The organism is Weizmannia sp. FSL K6-0777 (genome assembly GCF_038593185.1).
Lineage (GTDB): Bacteria > Bacillota > Bacilli > Bacillales > Bacillaceae_C > Weizmannia > Weizmannia faecalis.
This window is the reverse complement of sequence record NZ_CP151971.1, coordinates 1-16,607: the sequence shown is the minus strand read 5'-3', so window position 1 is coordinate 16,607 and position 16,607 is coordinate 1. Positions and strand designations below refer to the sequence as shown.

General features: G+C 48.2%; 8 protein-coding genes, 2 tRNA genes and 3 rRNA genes. All 13 read right to left on the bottom strand.

The window, feature by feature from the left end:
- Nucleotides 1-781: 781 nt before the first annotated feature.
- Nucleotides 782-897 (bottom strand): 5S ribosomal RNA (gene rrf / locus NST70_RS00065).
- A 132-nt stretch (nt 898-1,029) separates the two neighbouring features.
- Nucleotides 1,030-3,962: ribosomal RNA gene (locus NST70_RS00060) — 23S ribosomal RNA — on the bottom strand.
- An 89-nt stretch (nt 3,963-4,051) separates the two neighbouring features.
- Nucleotides 4,052-4,124: transfer RNA gene (locus NST70_RS00055), tRNA-Ala, on the bottom strand.
- Between the two features lie 13 nt (nt 4,125-4,137).
- Nucleotides 4,138-4,214 (bottom strand) — tRNA-Ile (locus NST70_RS00050).
- Between the two features lie 102 nt (nt 4,215-4,316).
- A 16S ribosomal RNA gene (locus NST70_RS00045) occupies nt 4,317-5,870 on the bottom strand.
- Together the 16S, 23S and 5S rRNA genes with 2 tRNA genes alongside form the textbook arrangement of a ribosomal RNA operon.
- A 435-nt stretch (nt 5,871-6,305) precedes the next feature.
- A complete protein-coding gene (locus NST70_RS00040) occupies nt 6,306-7,376 on the bottom strand; it encodes an HD-GYP domain-containing protein (protein WP_035188778.1) in 1,071 nt (356 codons plus the stop codon).
- 87 nt (nt 7,377-7,463) lie between these two features.
- Nucleotides 7,464-9,938 (bottom strand): DNA gyrase subunit A, encoded by a 2,475-nt coding sequence (gyrA, locus tag NST70_RS00035; protein WP_035188777.1) that lies wholly within the window; start codon nt 9,936-9,938, stop codon nt 7,464-7,466.
- Nucleotides 9,939-9,957: 19 nt separating this feature from the next.
- Nucleotides 9,958-11,883 carry a DNA topoisomerase (ATP-hydrolyzing) subunit B gene (gyrB, locus tag NST70_RS00030; RefSeq protein WP_035183056.1) on the bottom strand — a complete coding sequence of 642 codons (1,926 nt, stop codon included), beginning with the start codon at nt 11,881-11,883 and terminating at the stop codon, nt 9,958-9,960.
- Between the two features lie 226 nt (nt 11,884-12,109).
- Nucleotides 12,110-12,388, bottom strand: a complete 279-nt coding sequence (locus tag NST70_RS00025) for an extracellular matrix/biofilm biosynthesis regulator RemA family protein (RefSeq protein WP_014096599.1) — start codon at nt 12,386-12,388, stop codon at nt 12,110-12,112.
- Between the two features lie 9 nt (nt 12,389-12,397).
- Nucleotides 12,398-13,510 carry a DNA replication/repair protein RecF gene (gene recF, locus NST70_RS00020; RefSeq protein ID WP_035183060.1) on the bottom strand — a complete coding sequence of 371 codons (1,113 nt, stop codon included), beginning with the start codon at nt 13,508-13,510 and terminating at the stop codon, nt 12,398-12,400.
- Nucleotides 13,511-13,543: 33 nt separating this feature from the next.
- The gene (gene yaaA, locus NST70_RS00015) at nt 13,544-13,762 is read right to left on the bottom strand and encodes a S4 domain-containing protein YaaA (RefSeq protein WP_071452210.1); all 219 of its coding nucleotides are present in this window, start codon (nt 13,760-13,762) and stop codon (nt 13,544-13,546) included.
- Between the two features lie 150 nt (nt 13,763-13,912).
- Nucleotides 13,913-15,058, bottom strand: coding sequence for a DNA polymerase III subunit beta (dnaN, locus tag NST70_RS00010; RefSeq protein ID WP_071452209.1), 1,146 nt, complete (start codon nt 15,056-15,058; stop codon nt 13,913-13,915).
- Between the two features lie 199 nt (nt 15,059-15,257).
- Nucleotides 15,258-16,607: a chromosomal replication initiator protein DnaA gene (dnaA, locus tag NST70_RS00005; protein ID WP_026683507.1), complete on the bottom strand. Its 1,350-nt coding sequence runs from the start codon at nt 16,605-16,607 to the stop codon at nt 15,258-15,260.

Below are 16,607 nucleotides of genomic sequence, written 5' to 3'. Positions count from 1 at the left end.
CGCCCTATGTTAAGGAAGGCCTTCGTTTTTGCTTGCTTCCTTAACGTAGACGCGCCCTATGTTAAGGAAGACCTTTGTTTTTGCTTGCTTCCTTAACATAGACGGGCTCTAAGTGAAGGAAGACCTTCGTTTTTGTTTGCTTCCTTAACGTAGACGCGCCCTATGTTAAGGAAGACCTTTGTTTTTGTTTGATTCCTTAACATAGACGCGCTCTATGTAAAGAAAGACCGCCTTTTTTCCGCGCTTCCTTAATGTAGATGCGCCCTATGTTAAGGAAGACCTTTGTTTTTGCTTGCTTCCTTAACGTAGACGCGCTCTATGTAAAGAAAGACCGCCTTTTTTCCGCGCTTCCTTAACGTAGATGCGCTCTAAGTGAAGGAAGATCTTCGTTTTTGTTTGCTTCCTTAACATAGAGGGGCTCTATGTAAAGAAAGGCCTTCGTTTTTCGACGCTTCCTTAACGTAGACGGGCTCTATGTTCAATTTACTTTTTGCACTTTTTGAGATGTTTTCTTAATTCCTTTCGTTACTCTAAAAATTCCCGTTCCTGTACGTAATATCATATCCATGGGAAACCTCTCTCTAGATGTTCATTTCAAGGTGTACATTTAGATAATAGAGTGTCTTCCCATTTTTTCACTTATCTGCCCCTCCGAGTAAAATTTTACATATACTCGGCATTTATCTTCCCTTATCGTTGGGCTACGTCCTTCATACGATTGAAGCGAGGATGGTAAAAGAAATAAAAAAACCACAGACCATTTGTCTGCGGTTCTCTTTTGGCCCGGCAACGTCCTACTCTCGCAGGGGGAAACCCCCAACTACCATCGGCGCTGGAAAGCTTAACTTCCGTGTTCGGGATGGGAACGGGTGTGACCTTTCCGCCATCATCACCGGACCTGTATAATTTTTGGGATGTGTTCCCTGAAAACCGGATGGGAGAAAAAACTGTAAACGGAGAACGCGTTTCTAACTTTGAGAATTGTCTAGCTCCAGTGCACCTTTTTCAAGGCGCCCTTCGCTTTTCTATTTGGTTAAGTCCTCGATCGATTAGTATCCGTCAGCTCCACGCGTCGCCGCGCTTCCACCCCGGACCTATCAACCTGATCATCTTTCAGGGATCTTACCAGTATAAACTGTGGGAAATCTCATCTTGAGGGGGGCTTCATGCTTAGATGCTTTCAGCACTTATCCCTTCCGCACATAGCTACCCAGCGATGCCTTTGGCAAGACAACTGGTACACCAGCGGTGCGTCCATCCCGGTCCTCTCGTACTAAGGACAGCTCCTCTCAAATTTCCTGCGCCCGCGACGGATAGGGACCGAACTGTCTCACGACGTTCTGAACCCAGCTCGCGTACCGCTTTAATGGGCGAACAGCCCAACCCTTGGGACCGACTACAGCCCCAGGATGCGATGAGCCGACATCGAGGTGCCAAACCTCCCCGTCGATGTGGACTCTTGGGGGAGATCAGCCTGTTATCCCCAGGGTAGCTTTTATCCGTTGAGCGATGGCCCTTCCATGCGGAACCACCGGATCACTAAGCCCGACTTTCGTCCCTGCTCGACTTGTAAGTCTCGCAGTCAAGCTCCCTTATGCCTTTACACTCTGCGAATGATTTCCAACCATTCTGAGGGAACCTTTGGGCGCCTCCGTTACCTTTTAGGAGGCGACCGCCCCAGTCAAACTGCCTGCCTGACACTGTCTCCCACCCCGGTAAGGGGTGCGGGTTAGAATTTCAATACAGCCAGGGTAGTATCCCACCGATGCCTCCGCCGAAGCTGGCGCTCCGGTTTCCAAGGCTCCTACCTATCCTGTACAAGCTGTACCAAAATTCAATATCAGGCTGCAGTAAAGCTCCATGGGGTCTTTCCGTCCTGTCGCGGGTAACCTGCATCTTCACAGGTACTATAATTTCACCGAGTCTCTCGTTGAGACAGTGCCCAGATCGTTACACCTTTCGTGCGGGTCAGAACTTACCTGACAAGGAATTTCGCTACCTTAGGACCGTTATAGTTACGGCCGCCGTTTACTGGGGCTTCAGTTCAGAGCTTCGCCTTACGGCTAACCCCTCTCCTTAACCTTCCAGCACCGGGCAGGTGTCAGCCCCTATACTTCGCCTTGCGGCTTCGCAGAGACCTGTGTTTTTGCTAAACAGTCGCCTGGGCCTATTCACTGCGGCTTCCCGGGGCATACACCCCAAAAAGCACCCCTTCTCCCGAAGTTACGGGGTCATTTTGCCGAGTTCCTTAACGAGAGTTCTCTCGCTCACCTTAGGATTCTCTCCTCGCCTACCTGTGTCGGTTTGCGGTACGGGCGCCTTTCACCTCACTAGAGGCTTTTCTTGGCAGTGTGGAATCAGGAACTTCGGTACTAAAATTTCCCTCGCCATCACAGCTCCGCCTTGGCGCGAAGGATTTGCCTCCGCACCGGCCTAACTGCTTGGACGCGATCAACCAGTGTCGCGCTTGCCCTATCCTCCTGCGTCCCCCCATCGTTCAAACGGTGAAGAGGCGGTACAGGAATATCAACCTGTTGTCCATCGCCTACGCCTTTCGGCCTCGGCTTAGGCCCCGACTAACCCTGAGCGGACGAGCCTTCCTCAGGAAACCTTAGGCATTCGGTGGAAGGGATTCTCACCCTTCTTTCGCTACTCATACCGGCATTCTCACTTCTAAGCGCTCCACCGGTCCTTCCGGTCCGGCTTCAACGCCCTTAGAACGCTCTCCTACCACGGACACTATACGGTGTCCATCCGCAGCTTCGGTGATACGTTTAGCCCCGGTACATTTTCGGCGCAGCGTCACTCGACCAGTGAGCTATTACGCACTCTTTAAATGATGGCTGCTTCTAAGCCAACATCCTGGTTGTCTAAGCAACGCCACATCCTTTTCCACTTAACGTATACTTTGGGACCTTAGCTGGCGGTCTGGGCTGTTTCCCTTTCGACCATGGATCTTATCACTCACAGTCTGACTCCCAAGCATAAGTTTTTGGCATTCGGAGTTTGTCTGAATTCGGTAACCCGATGAGGGCCCCTCGTCCAAACAGTGCTCTACCTCCAAAACTCTTCGCTTGAGGCTAGCCCTAAAGCTATTTCGGAGAGAACCAGCTATCTCCAAGTTCGATTGGAATTTCTCCGCTACCCACACCTCATCCCCGCACTTTTCAACGTGCGTGGGTTCGGGCCTCCAGCAAGTGTTACCTTGCCTTCACCCTGGACATGGGTAGATCACCTGGTTTCGGGTCTGCGGCCTCATACTCTTTCGCCCTGTTCAGACTCGCTTTCGCTGCGGCTCCGCTTCTTCAGCTTAACCTTGCATGAGACCGTAACTCGCCGGTTCATTCTACAAAAGGCACGCCATCACCCGTTAACGGGCTCTGACTACTTGTAGGCACACGGTTTCAGGATCTCTTTCACTCCCCTCCCGGGGTGCTTTTCACCTTTCCCTCACGGTACTGGTTCACTATCGGTCACTAGGGAGTATTTAGCCTTGGGAGATGGTCCTCCCGGATTCCGGCGGGATTCCTCGTGTCCCGCCGTACTCAGGATCCACTCGGGAGAGAACGAAGTGTCAGTTACAGGGCTTTTACCTTCTCCGGCAGGCCTTTCCAGGCCGCTTCACTTAACCTGTTCTTTTGTAACTCCCATATGAGTGTCCTACAACCCCGGAAGGCAAGCCTTCCGGTTTGGGCTGTTTCCTGTTCGCTCGCCGCTACTTGGGAAATCGCAATTGCTTTCTCTTCCTCCGGGTACTGAGATGTTTCAGTTCCCCGGGTGTGCCCTTCCTGCCCTATGGATTCAGGCAGGAATCCTGTCCGATTAAAGACAGGGGGTTTCCCCATTCGGAAATCTCCGGATCAAAGCTTACGTACAGCTCCCCGGAGCATATCGGTGTTTGTACCGTCCTTCATCGGCTCCTAGTGCCAAGGCATTCACCGTGCGCCCTTTCTAACTTAACCATAAAAAGGTTTAAATCCAAAAATAAGCGATTCTCGGTTTACTTGGTTTGTTTCTCCTATCCGGTTTTCAAAGAACACATTTATAAAGGTGGAGCCTAGCGGGATCGAACCGCTGACCTCCTGCGTGCAAAGCAGGCGCTCTCCCAGCTGAGCTAAGGCCCCGATCATTAAGGAATGGTGGGCCTGAATGGACTTGAACCATCGACCTCACGCTTATCAGGCGTGCGCTCTAACCAGCTGAGCTACAGGCCCTTAATGAAAGGAAATATAAGGAAGGATTGAACCTTCAAAACTGAACAAAACGGAAACATCAAACTTAATTTTGGAAAACGAAGTTTTCCTTAATTTCCTTAGAAAGGAGGTGATCCAGCCGCACCTTCCGATACGGCTACCTTGTTACGACTTCACCCCAATCATCTGTCCCACCTTCGGCGGCTGGCTCCGTAAAGGTTACCTCACCGACTTCGGGTGTTACAAACTCTCGTGGTGTGACGGGCGGTGTGTACAAGGCCCGGGAACGTATTCACCGCGGCATGCTGATCCGCGATTACTAGCGATTCCGGCTTCATGCAGGCGGGTTGCAGCCTGCAATCCGAACTGGGAATGGTTTTCTGGGATTGGCTTAACCTCGCGGTCTCGCAGCCCTTTGTACCATCCATTGTAGCACGTGTGTAGCCCAGGTCATAAGGGGCATGATGATTTGACGTCATCCCCACCTTCCTCCGGTTTGTCACCGGCAGTCACCTTAGAGTGCCCAACTCAATGCTGGCAACTAAGGTCAAGGGTTGCGCTCGTTGCGGGACTTAACCCAACATCTCACGACACGAGCTGACGACAACCATGCACCACCTGTCACTCTGTCCCCCGAAGGGGAAGGCCCTGTCTCCAGGGAGGTCAGAGGATGTCAAGACCTGGTAAGGTTCTTCGCGTTGCTTCGAATTAAACCACATGCTCCACCGCTTGTGCGGGCCCCCGTCAATTCCTTTGAGTTTCAGCCTTGCGGCCGTACTCCCCAGGCGGAGTGCTTAATGCGTTAGCTGCAGCACTAAAGGGCGGAAACCCTCTAACACTTAGCACTCATCGTTTACGGCGTGGACTACCAGGGTATCTAATCCTGTTTGCTCCCCACGCTTTCGCGCCTCAGCGTCAGTTACAGACCAGAGAGCCGCCTTCGCCACTGGTGTTCCTCCACATCTCTACGCATTTCACCGCTACACGTGGAATTCCACTCTCCTCTTCTGCACTCAAGCCTCCCAGTTTCCAATGACCGCTTGCGGTTGAGCCGCAAGATTTCACATCAGACTTAAGAAGCCGCCTGCGCGCGCTTTACGCCCAATAATTCCGGACAACGCTTGCCACCTACGTATTACCGCGGCTGCTGGCACGTAGTTAGCCGTGGCTTTCTGGCCGGGTACCGTCAAGGCGCCGCCCTGTTCGAACGGCACTTGTTCTTCCCCGGCAACAGAGTTTTACGACCCGAAGGCCTTCTTCACTCACGCGGCGTTGCTCCGTCAGACTTTCGTCCATTGCGGAAGATTCCCTACTGCTGCCTCCCGTAGGAGTTTGGGCCGTGTCTCAGTCCCAATGTGGCCGATCACCCTCTCAGGTCGGCTACGCATCGTTGCCTTGGTGAGCCGTTACCCCACCAACTAGCTAATGCGCCGCGGGCCCATCTGTAAGTGACAGCAAAAGCCGTCTTTCCTTTTTCCTCCATGCGGAGGAAAAAACTATCCGGTATTAGCCCCGGTTTCCCGGCGTTATCCCGATCTTACAGGCAGGTTGCCCACGTGTTACTCACCCGTCCGCCGCTAACCTTTTAAAAGCAAGCTTTTAAAAGGTCCGCACGACTTGCATGTATTAGGCACGCCGCCAGCGTTCGTCCTGAGCCAGGATCAAACTCTCAGTAAAGATGTTTGATAAAAGCTCAAAAAGAATTTGACGTTTCGTTTTGTCCAGTTTTCAAGGAACAATCACATCTTGTGACGACTTTTATATCATAACATATCCGGCAGCTTGTGTCAACAAAAAAAGCAAATCAACAAGCAACCATAAAAAGCACAATTTCTATTATACTCGTTATGCAGTAAATTGCAAGTACTTTTTTCGGTTCGCGCAACAAAATCCTATACAATGCACAAAATCTAAATAAATTGAACTTAAGGTTTTTACGTAAAATCAATTATGCTCCGGATAGATATTGTTTCTGGCAATACATAAAGTAATAAATTTATCTCTCCTGAAGGCTTCCGCTGGTACGACAATAAATACGGCATCGGTGTCTAAGGGTTATCCAAACAAAATATAATAAAGCTTCTATTTTGGCCGGTTTCTGCTTTTCAAACCTCACCGGATTAATTCTGTAATAAACAAATCAGGCCGGCTTTCCAAATCCACCATTTCATTGCTGCTAAAAATTTTTACAAGCGGTTTAATGGGAGCGGACGGTTTCATGTAAAGCACTTCTGCTTCTTCATTGTTGGATAAAAAGACCTTTGATCCAATCGTTAAATGGGCAACAAGGCTAATTAATGCATGGATCACAGCAATATCGAACTCTCCGAAGTGATCCTCCAGCAGCTCTTCAATGGCCTGAAACGGGATTTTCTTCTTTTTATAAATATGGTCGCATACGATGGCATGGTATACATCCGCAACGGCCACAATTCTTGACAGGATCGGAATTCTGTCCGGTTTTTCACCAAATGGATAGCCGCTTTTGTCAAGACGTTCATGATGCTGTAAAATTGCGAGTTTCGTTTCGGATTTCAAAAGGGGCGAGTGCTGGACCATTTTTAGCCCGTATACAGGATGGTTCCTGATTTCTTCGTATTCTTCTTCTGTTAAGGAGGCTGATTTTCTCAGCAAAGGCGCAGGGATTTTTGCCATGCCGGCATCTGCGAGGCAGCCCGCCAATGCAGCCTGATAGCAAGTTCCCTTCCCGAGTTGCAGTTTTTGGGCGATTGCGCCGCTTAACAGTCCGACCGAGACGGCATGATGATAGATGTATTCCTCTTTTGTTGCATATTGATGAATAATGCGGATTTTCCCGGGATCCTGTTCGATCAATTCAAAAAGCGGAATAAAAAAATCCCTCACTTCCCCTACACTGACTTTGGAACCGGACTGCCAGCTTTGAAACATTTTCTTGTAACTGCCAACCGCAGCCGTGTACTGCTCCCGGAATGCTTCTGGCACTGTTGCCGTTTCCTGACTTTCTTCCCTCGTGCTCTCTTTCGTCTCTTTACGGCTATTGGAACGGCCCACATCCACTTCTTCTATCCCGAATGCTTTCAAAACATGAATCATTTTCTGCGTTAAAAGGGTTCCTTTTGGCATAATGGGGTGAGCCGTTTTCCCCATAACATCCTCAGCCAAACAATAGCCGGGGACGAGATCGCATACTTTTATCTTCAAGCTTTTCTCCCTCCGTCAACAAGCAACTGTGCTGCCCATATTTTATCAAAAAAAAGAAGCATTGTGTGCAATGCTTCCCGAGATTTCTTATTCCTCTCCGGTTTCTTCCACCGGATCAGCATGATTTTCTTCTTCATCTTTTTCCACTTTTGCGACTGTGGCAACATATTCTTCGTCACCAAGACGGATCAGTTTGACGCCCATTGTATTTCTGCCGAGCACCGAAATATCCCCGACAGCCATCCGGATCAGCACGCCGCCCGCTGTAATGAGCATGACATCTTCTTCTCCCGTTACCGTCTTCACAGCAATAAGCGGGCCGTTCTTGCTTGTGATATTGCAGGTTTTCAAACCTTTTCCGCCCCGGCTCTGGATGCGGTACTCGCTTCCCTTTGTCCGTTTTCCATAGCCGTTTTTGGTCACAATAAGCACATCATCGTTTTCTTCCAGAATCTCCATGCCGACCACTTCATCATCGCCGCTTAAGGTAATGCCTTTTACCCCTGTTGCCGACCTTCCCATTGAACGGACATCCGTTTCGGGAAATCTGATCAGCATGCCGTTCTTCGTACCGATAATGATTTCTTTATGGCCGTCCGTCAGTTTTACGGAAATCAGCTCATCTTCTTCTTTCAGATGAATGGCAATCAGGCCGTTCGTCCGGATATTGGCAAATTCAGTTACAGGCGTGCGTTTTGAAATGCCTTTTTTTGTGGTAAAAAATAAAAACCAGTCTTCTACGAAATCTTCCACACGGATCATCGTATTGATCCATTCATCCCTGTCAATTTCAAGCAGGTTGACAATCGGAATGCCTTTTGCCGTTCTGCCGTATTCCGGGATTTCGTATCCTTTCTTCTTATAGACTTTTCCTTTATTTGTGAAGAAAAGGATCGTATCATGTGTTGATGTCGTTAAGAGATGTTCAACAAAATCGTCTTCATTCGTGCCCATCCCCTGCACGCCGCGGCCGCCGCGTTTCTGACTCCGGTACGTCGAAATCGGCAGGCGTTTGATATAGCCGTTATGGGTCAGGGTGATGGCGATGCTTTCCTGCGGGATCAAATCCTCGTCCTCAATCTGGTCAACGCTTGCTGCTATAATTTCCGTGCGCCGTTCATCATTAAACCGTTCTTTAATTTCGAGCAGCTCTTCACGGATGATTTCAAGCACTTTTTCTTCATCTGCCAAAACGGCTTTCAGTTCTGCAATCAGTTGGATCAAGCCCCGGTATTCTTCTTCAATTTTTTCGCGTTCCAGCCCGGTCAAACGTTGCAGCCGCATATCGAGAATTGCCTGTGCCTGCTTTTCGGACAGGGAAAATTGCTCCATTAAGCCGGTACGGGCAATATCCGTTGTTTGCGAGGAACGGATCAGCTGGATAATCGCATCAATATGGTCAAGTGCAATGCGCAGGCCCTCCAAAATATGGGCACGCGCTTCCGCTTTTTTCAGTTCAAAAGCCGTTCTGCGGCGGATCACTTCTTCCTGATGGTCAAGGTAAAACTTAAGCGCCTGTTTTAAATTCAGCACTTTTGGCTGGCCTGCAACAAGCGCCAGCAGGTTGATACCGAATGTCGTCTGCATGGCGGTATGCTTGTACAAATTGTTCAAAATCACATTCGCATTTGCATCACGGCGGACTTCAATCACCATCCGCATGCCGTTGCGGTCGGACTCGTCACGCAGATCGGTAATGCCGTCGATCCGCTTTTCATGCACAAGTTCTGCAATCCGTTCGATCAATTTGGCTTTGTTGACCTGGTAAGGCAGTTCGGTCACAATGATGGATTCTTTGCCGTTTGATCTTTGTTCAATTTCCACCCTTGCGCGAAGTGTGATAGAGCCTCTTCCCGTTTCATAAGCACGGCGGATGCCGCTTCTTCCGACAATTAAACCGGCCGTAGGGAAATCCGGCCCGGGGATATATTCCATCAATTCCTGAATCGTAATATCCGGGTCTTTGCTTAAAGCAAGAATCGCGTCGATGACTTCACCGAGCTGATGCGGCGGAATGTTCGTTGCCATGCCGACCGCAATCCCGGAGGAACCGTTCACCAACAGATTCGGAAAACGGGATGGCAGGACAGCCGGCTCTTTTTCCGAACCATCGTAGTTGTCCTGAAAATCAATCGTATCTTTGTTAATATCGCGCAGCAGTTCAAGGGAAATTTTTGACATGCGCGCTTCCGTGTAACGCATGGCAGCAGCCGGGTCGCCGTCAACAGACCCGAAGTTGCCGTGCCCGTCAACCAGCATATAGCGGTAGCTAAAATCCTGCGCCATCCGCACCATGGTTTCATACACGGCCGAATCGCCGTGCGGGTGGTATTTCCCGATGACTTCCCCGACGATACGCGCCGATTTTTTATACGCTTTATCAGGGGTCATCCCGAGATCGTGCATCGCATATAAAATTCTCCGGTGCACAGGCTTTAATCCGTCCCGTACATCCGGAATAGCCCGGGATACGATGACGCTCATCGCATAGTCAAGAAAAGATGTGCGCATCTCCTGGGTTAAGTTTACTTCCACAATTTTCGATTCAGGTGTGTCAGCCATTTATGCAACCTCCTTTTCTTTAAATGTCCAGGTTTTTCACGTAAATGGCATTTTCTTCGATAAAATTCCGCCGCGGTTCCACTTTATCGCCCATTAGCATTTCAAACGTGCCGTCCGCTTCAATCGCATCGTCAAGGCTCACTTGCAGCATCGTCCGGTTGGCAGGTTCCATCGTCGTCTCCCAAAGCTGTTCCGGGTTCATTTCACCGAGGCCTTTATAACGCTGGATGGCCGGCTTCGGCTGGGCGGGCAGCGTATTAAGCAATTCCTCAAGGCCACGGTCGCTGTATACATATTCGACCCTTTTTCCCTGCTGCACTTTATAAAGCGGCGGCTGGGCGATATAAATATAGCCTGCATCGATTAACGGGCGCATATAGCGGTAGAAAAACGTTAATAATAACGTGCGGATATGGGCGCCGTCGACATCCGCATCCGTCATGATCACGACTTTATGATAACGCGCCTTCGAGATGTCAAAATCTTCCCCGACACCTGTGCCGAGCGCGGTAATAATGGTACGGATTTCCGCATTTGACAAAATTTTATCCAAACGCGCTTTCTCTACGTTTAAAATTTTCCCTCTTAAAGGCAGGATCGCCTGAAACATCCGGTCCCTTCCCTGCTTGGCAGAACCGCCGGCCGAGTCTCCTTCGACAATGTAGAGCTCGCTCTCAGCCGGGTCGCGTGATGTGCAGTCTGCAAGTTTGCCCGGTAGGCTTGTCGATTCGAGCGCGCTTTTTCTCCGTGTCAGTTCGCGCGCTTTTTTCGCAGCCATCCTTGCCCGGGCAGCCATCAGCCCTTTTTCGACAATTTTCCGCGCCACTTGAGGATTTTCCATCATAAACTTCTCAAACGTCTCGGAAAATACCGCATCTGTAATCGTTCTTGCTTCTGTATTTCCAAGCTTCGTTTTCGTTTGTCCTTCAAACTGCGGATCCGGGTGTTTGATGGAAACAATCGCAGTGAGGCCTTCCCGGACATCTTCGCCCGTTAAATTGGCTTCATTTTCTTTGATCAGATTGTTTTTCCGGGCATAATCATTGATGACGCGCGTTAAAGCCGTTTTAAAACCGGACTCATGTGTGCCGCCTTCGTAGGTGTGAATATTATTGGCAAAAGAATAGATATTGCTGGCAAACCCGTCATTGTATTGAAGGGATACTTCAACGGTTATGCCGTCTTTTTCGCCTTCTACATAAATCGGTTCCTTATGGAGCACTTCTTTCGAGCGGTTCAAATGCTCCACGTACGATTTGATCCCGCCTTCGTAATGGTATTCTTGTTTGCGCGGATTTTTTTCGCGTTTGTCCTCAATGGTGATTTTGATCCCTTTATTTAAAAAGGCAAGTTCACGGAGCCGGGTTGTAAGAATATCAAAGTCGAACTCGGTCGTTTCCGTAAAAATTTCCGGATCCGGCTTGAAGTGAGTCGTTGTGCCGGTACGATCCGTTTCGCCAATGATTTTTAAGTCAAAGGCAGGTTTGCCGCGGCGGTATTTTTGGTAGTAAATATGCCCGTCGCGGTGGACATAGACATCGAGCTCTGTAGACAGGGCATTCACAACAGACGCACCAACCCCGTGCAGACCGCCGGACACCTTATATCCGCCACCGCCAAATTTCCCGCCGGCGTGCAAAATGGTCATGATGACTTCAACGGCAGGCCTGCCCACTTTTTCCTGGATGCCGACCGGGATGCCGCGTCCGTTGTCCTTCACGGTAATGCTGTTGTCTTTTTCAATAAAAACATTGATTTCATCGCAAAAACCGGCCAGTGCCTCGTCAATGCTGTTGTCGACAATTTCCCAGACAAGATGGTGAAGACCTCTCGCACTTGTCGAGCCAATATACATCCCCGGACGTTTGCGCACCGCTTCCAGCCCTTCAAGAACCTGGATTTGCTCGGCATCATAAGACTGCTTCTGTAATTGTTCTTGTTCCAATTATACCACCTGCACTCTCTTAAATTGAACCGCTCACGATGGATGTTGCGGGATTTGCGGATACTTTAGCACCTACTGGTTATCCCGGCAGATTGCACCCGCCACTTTTTGCGGTTAGCCGGAAACAGACGTGCCAAAAAACACGCCTTGCATGAAGCCGGTTCAACTCATAACTAAAGTTACAAGCCACCACCGGTTGAATCACAAAACAGCTTTTTTTCGTATGTTAAACCGGTTTTCCGGTAAAATGTTCGGTTATAAACCCGGCCGGAGAAAGGCCGATTGCCCGTTTGAACAGAATGCCGGGGGAAAAAGGCGATAAATAGACCGCATTTTGGGTAATCACGGCCGATTTAAAGCTGCCCTTTGCCAAATTGACTGTGGCTTTTTTGAAAGCCTGCAAATAAGCTTTGTTGATCCCGGAGCTATTGAGCGATCTCTCGTCCATAATAGCGATAATGTCATCACTTCGAATCATGACATCTTCTGCGAGATGGAGATACATAGGCACACCTCACCTGACAATTTGTCCTGCCTTCACTGTATACATGGATGCCTCCCGTAACGTTTGATGATCAACCCCATCCACGCTTGTCGTTGTCACAAATGTCTGCACCCTTCCCTGAATCGCATTCAGCAGATGGGACTGGCGGTAGTCATCCAGCTCCGACAGTACGTCATCCAGTAGCAGGATCGGATATTCCCGGATTTCCGAATAAATCAGTTCAATTTCAGCCAACTTAACAGATAATGCGGCTGTCCGCTGCTGCCCCTGCGATCCGAATGTATGGACATCTCTGCCGTTCACGACAAAAGCCAAATCATCGCGATGCGGGCCGGCCATCGTCACGCCCCTGTCAATTTCCCGCTCCCTTATTTCAGCAAATTTATTTTCGTATGATTTTATCATTTTTGACCAATTGAGCTCTTCTGATACATTCACAGAGGGTTTATATTGGATCTCAAGTTGTTCCAAGCCGCGGGAAATCGAATGGTGGATCGGGCGTGCCCATTCTTCGAGCATCCGCACAAATTCAAACCGCCGCATGACAATTTTAGCGGCTTGTTCAATCAACTGTTCGGTTAAAATATCGAGCATCGTCTGGTCTGTCTGTTTTTTCATTTGCAGCTGCTTCAAATAATGGTTCCGTTGCTGCAATATTTTTTGAAACCGGCTCATATCATACAGATAAACCGGCGAAATTTGCCCGATCTCCATATCGATAAAGCGGCGCCTGACCTGCGGGCTCCCCTTTACAAGATTCAAGTCTTCGGGCGCAAACATGACCACATTCATATTGCCGATATACCGGCTTAGTTTTTTTTGCTCAATATGATTGTACTTTGCTTTTTTGCCTTTTTTGGAGATGGTCAATTCAAGGGGGACAGAACCATGCGTTTTGTGAAGTCTCCCTTTTATTTTAGCATATTCTGCGTCCCAGCGGATGAGTTCTTTATCATTTGACGTCCGGTGGGATTTCGCCAGTGCCAAAACATAAATGGCTTCCATCAGGTTGGTTTTTCCCTGGGCGTTTTCCCCGAGGATCACATTGACTTTGTTTTCAAACGGAATGGTCAATGTTTCATAGTTGCGGTAATTGTGAAGTTCCAGTTCCTGCAGGTACATATGCCAACATCCTTTATGCGGAAAAAGCGCCGGTCAACCGCGGATAATTTGAAACGTACCGATTCCGCCAATTTCAACCCGGTCCGCCTCTTTCAGTTTCCGCCCTCTTCTTTGCTCCGGTTCTCCATTGACGAGCACTTCATGTTCGGTTAAAAACCATTTTGCCATTCCGCCGCTTTGAATGATATCCGCAAATTTTAAAAATTGGCCAAGCGTAATGGTATCTGTTGAGATTTTTACATTTTTTGCCATTTCTTCACTCTTTTCATGTACTCACTAACATATTATTTTACTAAAAATCAGGCAGAAACACAAAGCATAACAAGGCATTCCCGTTGCCGCCCGCTGTTTTCCGCATGCAACGGAGATGAAAAAAGCCTGTTTTTCAACAGGCATTTTTCATCAATACGTCCTTACCGGCAAAATCAGCTGCAATGTCGTATCATCATTTACCGGCCGGATGACAAATGGCCTCATCGCACCGGTAAAACGGATCGTGATTTCCGTTCCCTCGAGCGCTCTTAACGCGTCCATCATATATTTTGAACTAAACGAGATCTTTACTTCTTCCCCTTCAATCGATTTGCAGTTTACTCTGTCCGTCACTTTCCCGATTTCGGGCGAATTGGAGGTGATTTCAATCGTGCCCGGCATATCCGTAACGGATGAAAGTTTCACAACATTTGCGTTTTGCCCCTCTTTTGCGAGTAACGACGCCCTGTCAATGGCTTGCAAAAACTCTTTTGTATTCACCACGATTTCCGTTTTTCCATCTGTCGGGATCAGCCGTGATGTATCCGGGTAATTTCCTTCCAATAGCCGCGAGAAAAACAATAAACGCTTTGCTTTAAATAAAACCTGATTATCCGTTATCACAATTTCCACTGGTTCATTCGAATCCGGCAAAATTTTATTCAACTCATTTAAACTTTTCCCCGGGATTACAATATTATACTCGGCATCTGCAGCCGTTTCGATTTCCGCTGTCCTTTGCGCCAGGCGGTGGCTGTCTGTTGCAATACAGTTCAGCCGGCTACCTTTAATGCTCCAGTTTACACCTGTCAAGATCGGGCGGGTTTCCGCGGTGGAGACGGCAAATACCGTTTGCCGGATCAAATTTTTTAAAATATCTGCCGGAATCCGGATCACTTTGTCTTCTGTAATTTGCGGCAAATGCGGGTACTCTTCCACATTAAGCCCGTTTAAATTAAAGTTCGATTTGCCTGAGCGAATGATGGTCTGGAATTGATTGACAACCTCTATCTCTACAATATCCATCGGCAGCTTTTTGACCAGTTCCCCGAAAATCTTTGCTTGCAGCACAATGCCGCCTGTTTGCTGAATCACAGCCATTTCATCCCCGTCTTCTTCTTTTGGCACAAATGACTCAATGGAAATATCGGAATCACTGCCCGTAAAAGTAATGCCTTCTTCTGAAGCAGTAATTTTAATACCGGTTAAAATCGGAATCGTGGTTCTGGACGTAATGGCTTTTGACACATCTTGGACACTTTCGATCAGGCGGTTCCGCAAAATAGAAAATTTCATGGTTATTCCTCCATCGTGTGACGCATATACTTATACTTAATCTTTTTTTAAAAAAACAGTAGTACTAGTAATAGAGGTTGTGAACATGTGGATAACGTTGCTGGTACAATGAAATACAGTCTATCCACATGTGGACAGACTGTTCATACATGATCCGTTGTTATGCACAATATGCTCAAGCCCGCTTTTAAAACGTGGACTACCCGTTTTTCAGCAAATTTTGCAGTTCTTCAATTTTCTTTTGAAATTGCGTATCCGTTTGAATCAAATTGGCGATTTTTTCATGGGCATGGATGACGGTTGTATGATCCCGGCCGCCGAATTCTTCCCCGATTTTCGGCAGTGAAAAATCCGTCAGTTCCCTTGATAAATACATGGCAATCTGGCGCGGAAATGCGACCGATTTTGTGCGCTTTTTCGCTTTAAAATCTTCCATTTTTACATGGTATTCTTCCCCGACCACTTTTTGGATGTCCTCAATCGTAATCGTTTTCGGCTTGGAACTTGGAATGATATCTTTCAGCGCTTCTGCAGCAAGGTCGGCATTGATATCCTTGTTAATAAGCGAAGAATAGGCGACAACACGGATTAATGCCCCTTCTAGTTCACGAATGTTCGTGTCAATCTGATTCGCGATGTAAAGCATGACTTCGTTCGGGATATCTAAACCGTCCGCTTTCGCCTTTTTTCGCAAAATGGCGATCCGTGTCTCAAGGTCAGGCGGCGTGATGTCCGTAATTAATCCCCACTCAAACCGCGAACGCAGCCTTTCTTCAAGCGTCGGGATTTCTTTCGGGGGCCGGTCGCTTGAAATGACGATTTGCTTGCTCTCCTCATGTAGCGCATTAAAGGTATGGAAAAATTCCTCCTGCGTGGATTCTTTTCCGGCGAGAAACTGAATATCATCTATCAGAAGGATATCCACATTCCGGTATTTGTTCCGGAATTCGCCTCCTTTATTGTCTCGAATGGAATTGATGAATTCATTCGTAAATTTTTCAGAAGACAAATACACCACTTTGGCTTTTGGATTATGCTCCAGTACATAGTGCCCGATTGCATGCATTAAATGCGTTTTTCCAAGGCCCACGCCGCCGTATATAAATAACGGGTTATAGGCTTTCGCCGGCGCTTCGGCAACGGCAAGGGAAGCAGCGTGTGCAAAACGGTTACCGGAACCAATGACAAAGGTATCGAATGTATACTTTGGAATCAACATACTCTGATAGTCGCGGGTATCATTCAATTTTTCCGCTGATTTTTTCGGGGACGGGAACAGTTCCGGTTCATCACTGTCCTGCTGTTGCGGAATAACGAATTTAATTTCAAGCTCTTCTCCGGTTATGTCGTACAAGACCGTTGTGATGAGCGGAATATAATGGCCCTCCAGCCAATCCCTGGCAAATTCATTCGGCACGGAAATGACAAACGTATCGTTTTTGAGCGAGTATGCCTTCGTCGATTTCAGCCAGGTGTCAAAGCTGGGTTTACTGATCTTTTTTTCAATCACGGACAATGCTTTTTCCCAAAGATCAGCGATATTTTCCAA

Bases quoted from the DNA above. Each gene is read 5' to 3' on its own strand.
- dnaN (WP_071452209.1), bottom strand. From the start codon at position 15,058: ATGAAATTTTCTATTTTGCGGAACCGCCTGATCGAAAGTGTCCAAGAT.
- recF (WP_035183060.1), bottom strand. From the start codon at position 13,510: ATGTACCTGCAGGAACTGGAACTTCACAATTACCGCAACTATGAAACA.
- gyrA (WP_035188777.1), bottom strand. From the start codon at position 9,938: ATGGCTGACACACCTGAATCGAAAATTGTGGAAGTAAACTTAACCCAG.
- yaaA (WP_071452210.1), bottom strand. From the start codon at position 13,762: ATGGCAAAAAATGTAAAAATCTCAACAGATACCATTACGCTTGGCCAA.
- NST70_RS00025 (WP_014096599.1), bottom strand. From the start codon at position 12,388: ATGTATCTCCATCTCGCAGAAGATGTCATGATTCGAAGTGATGACATT.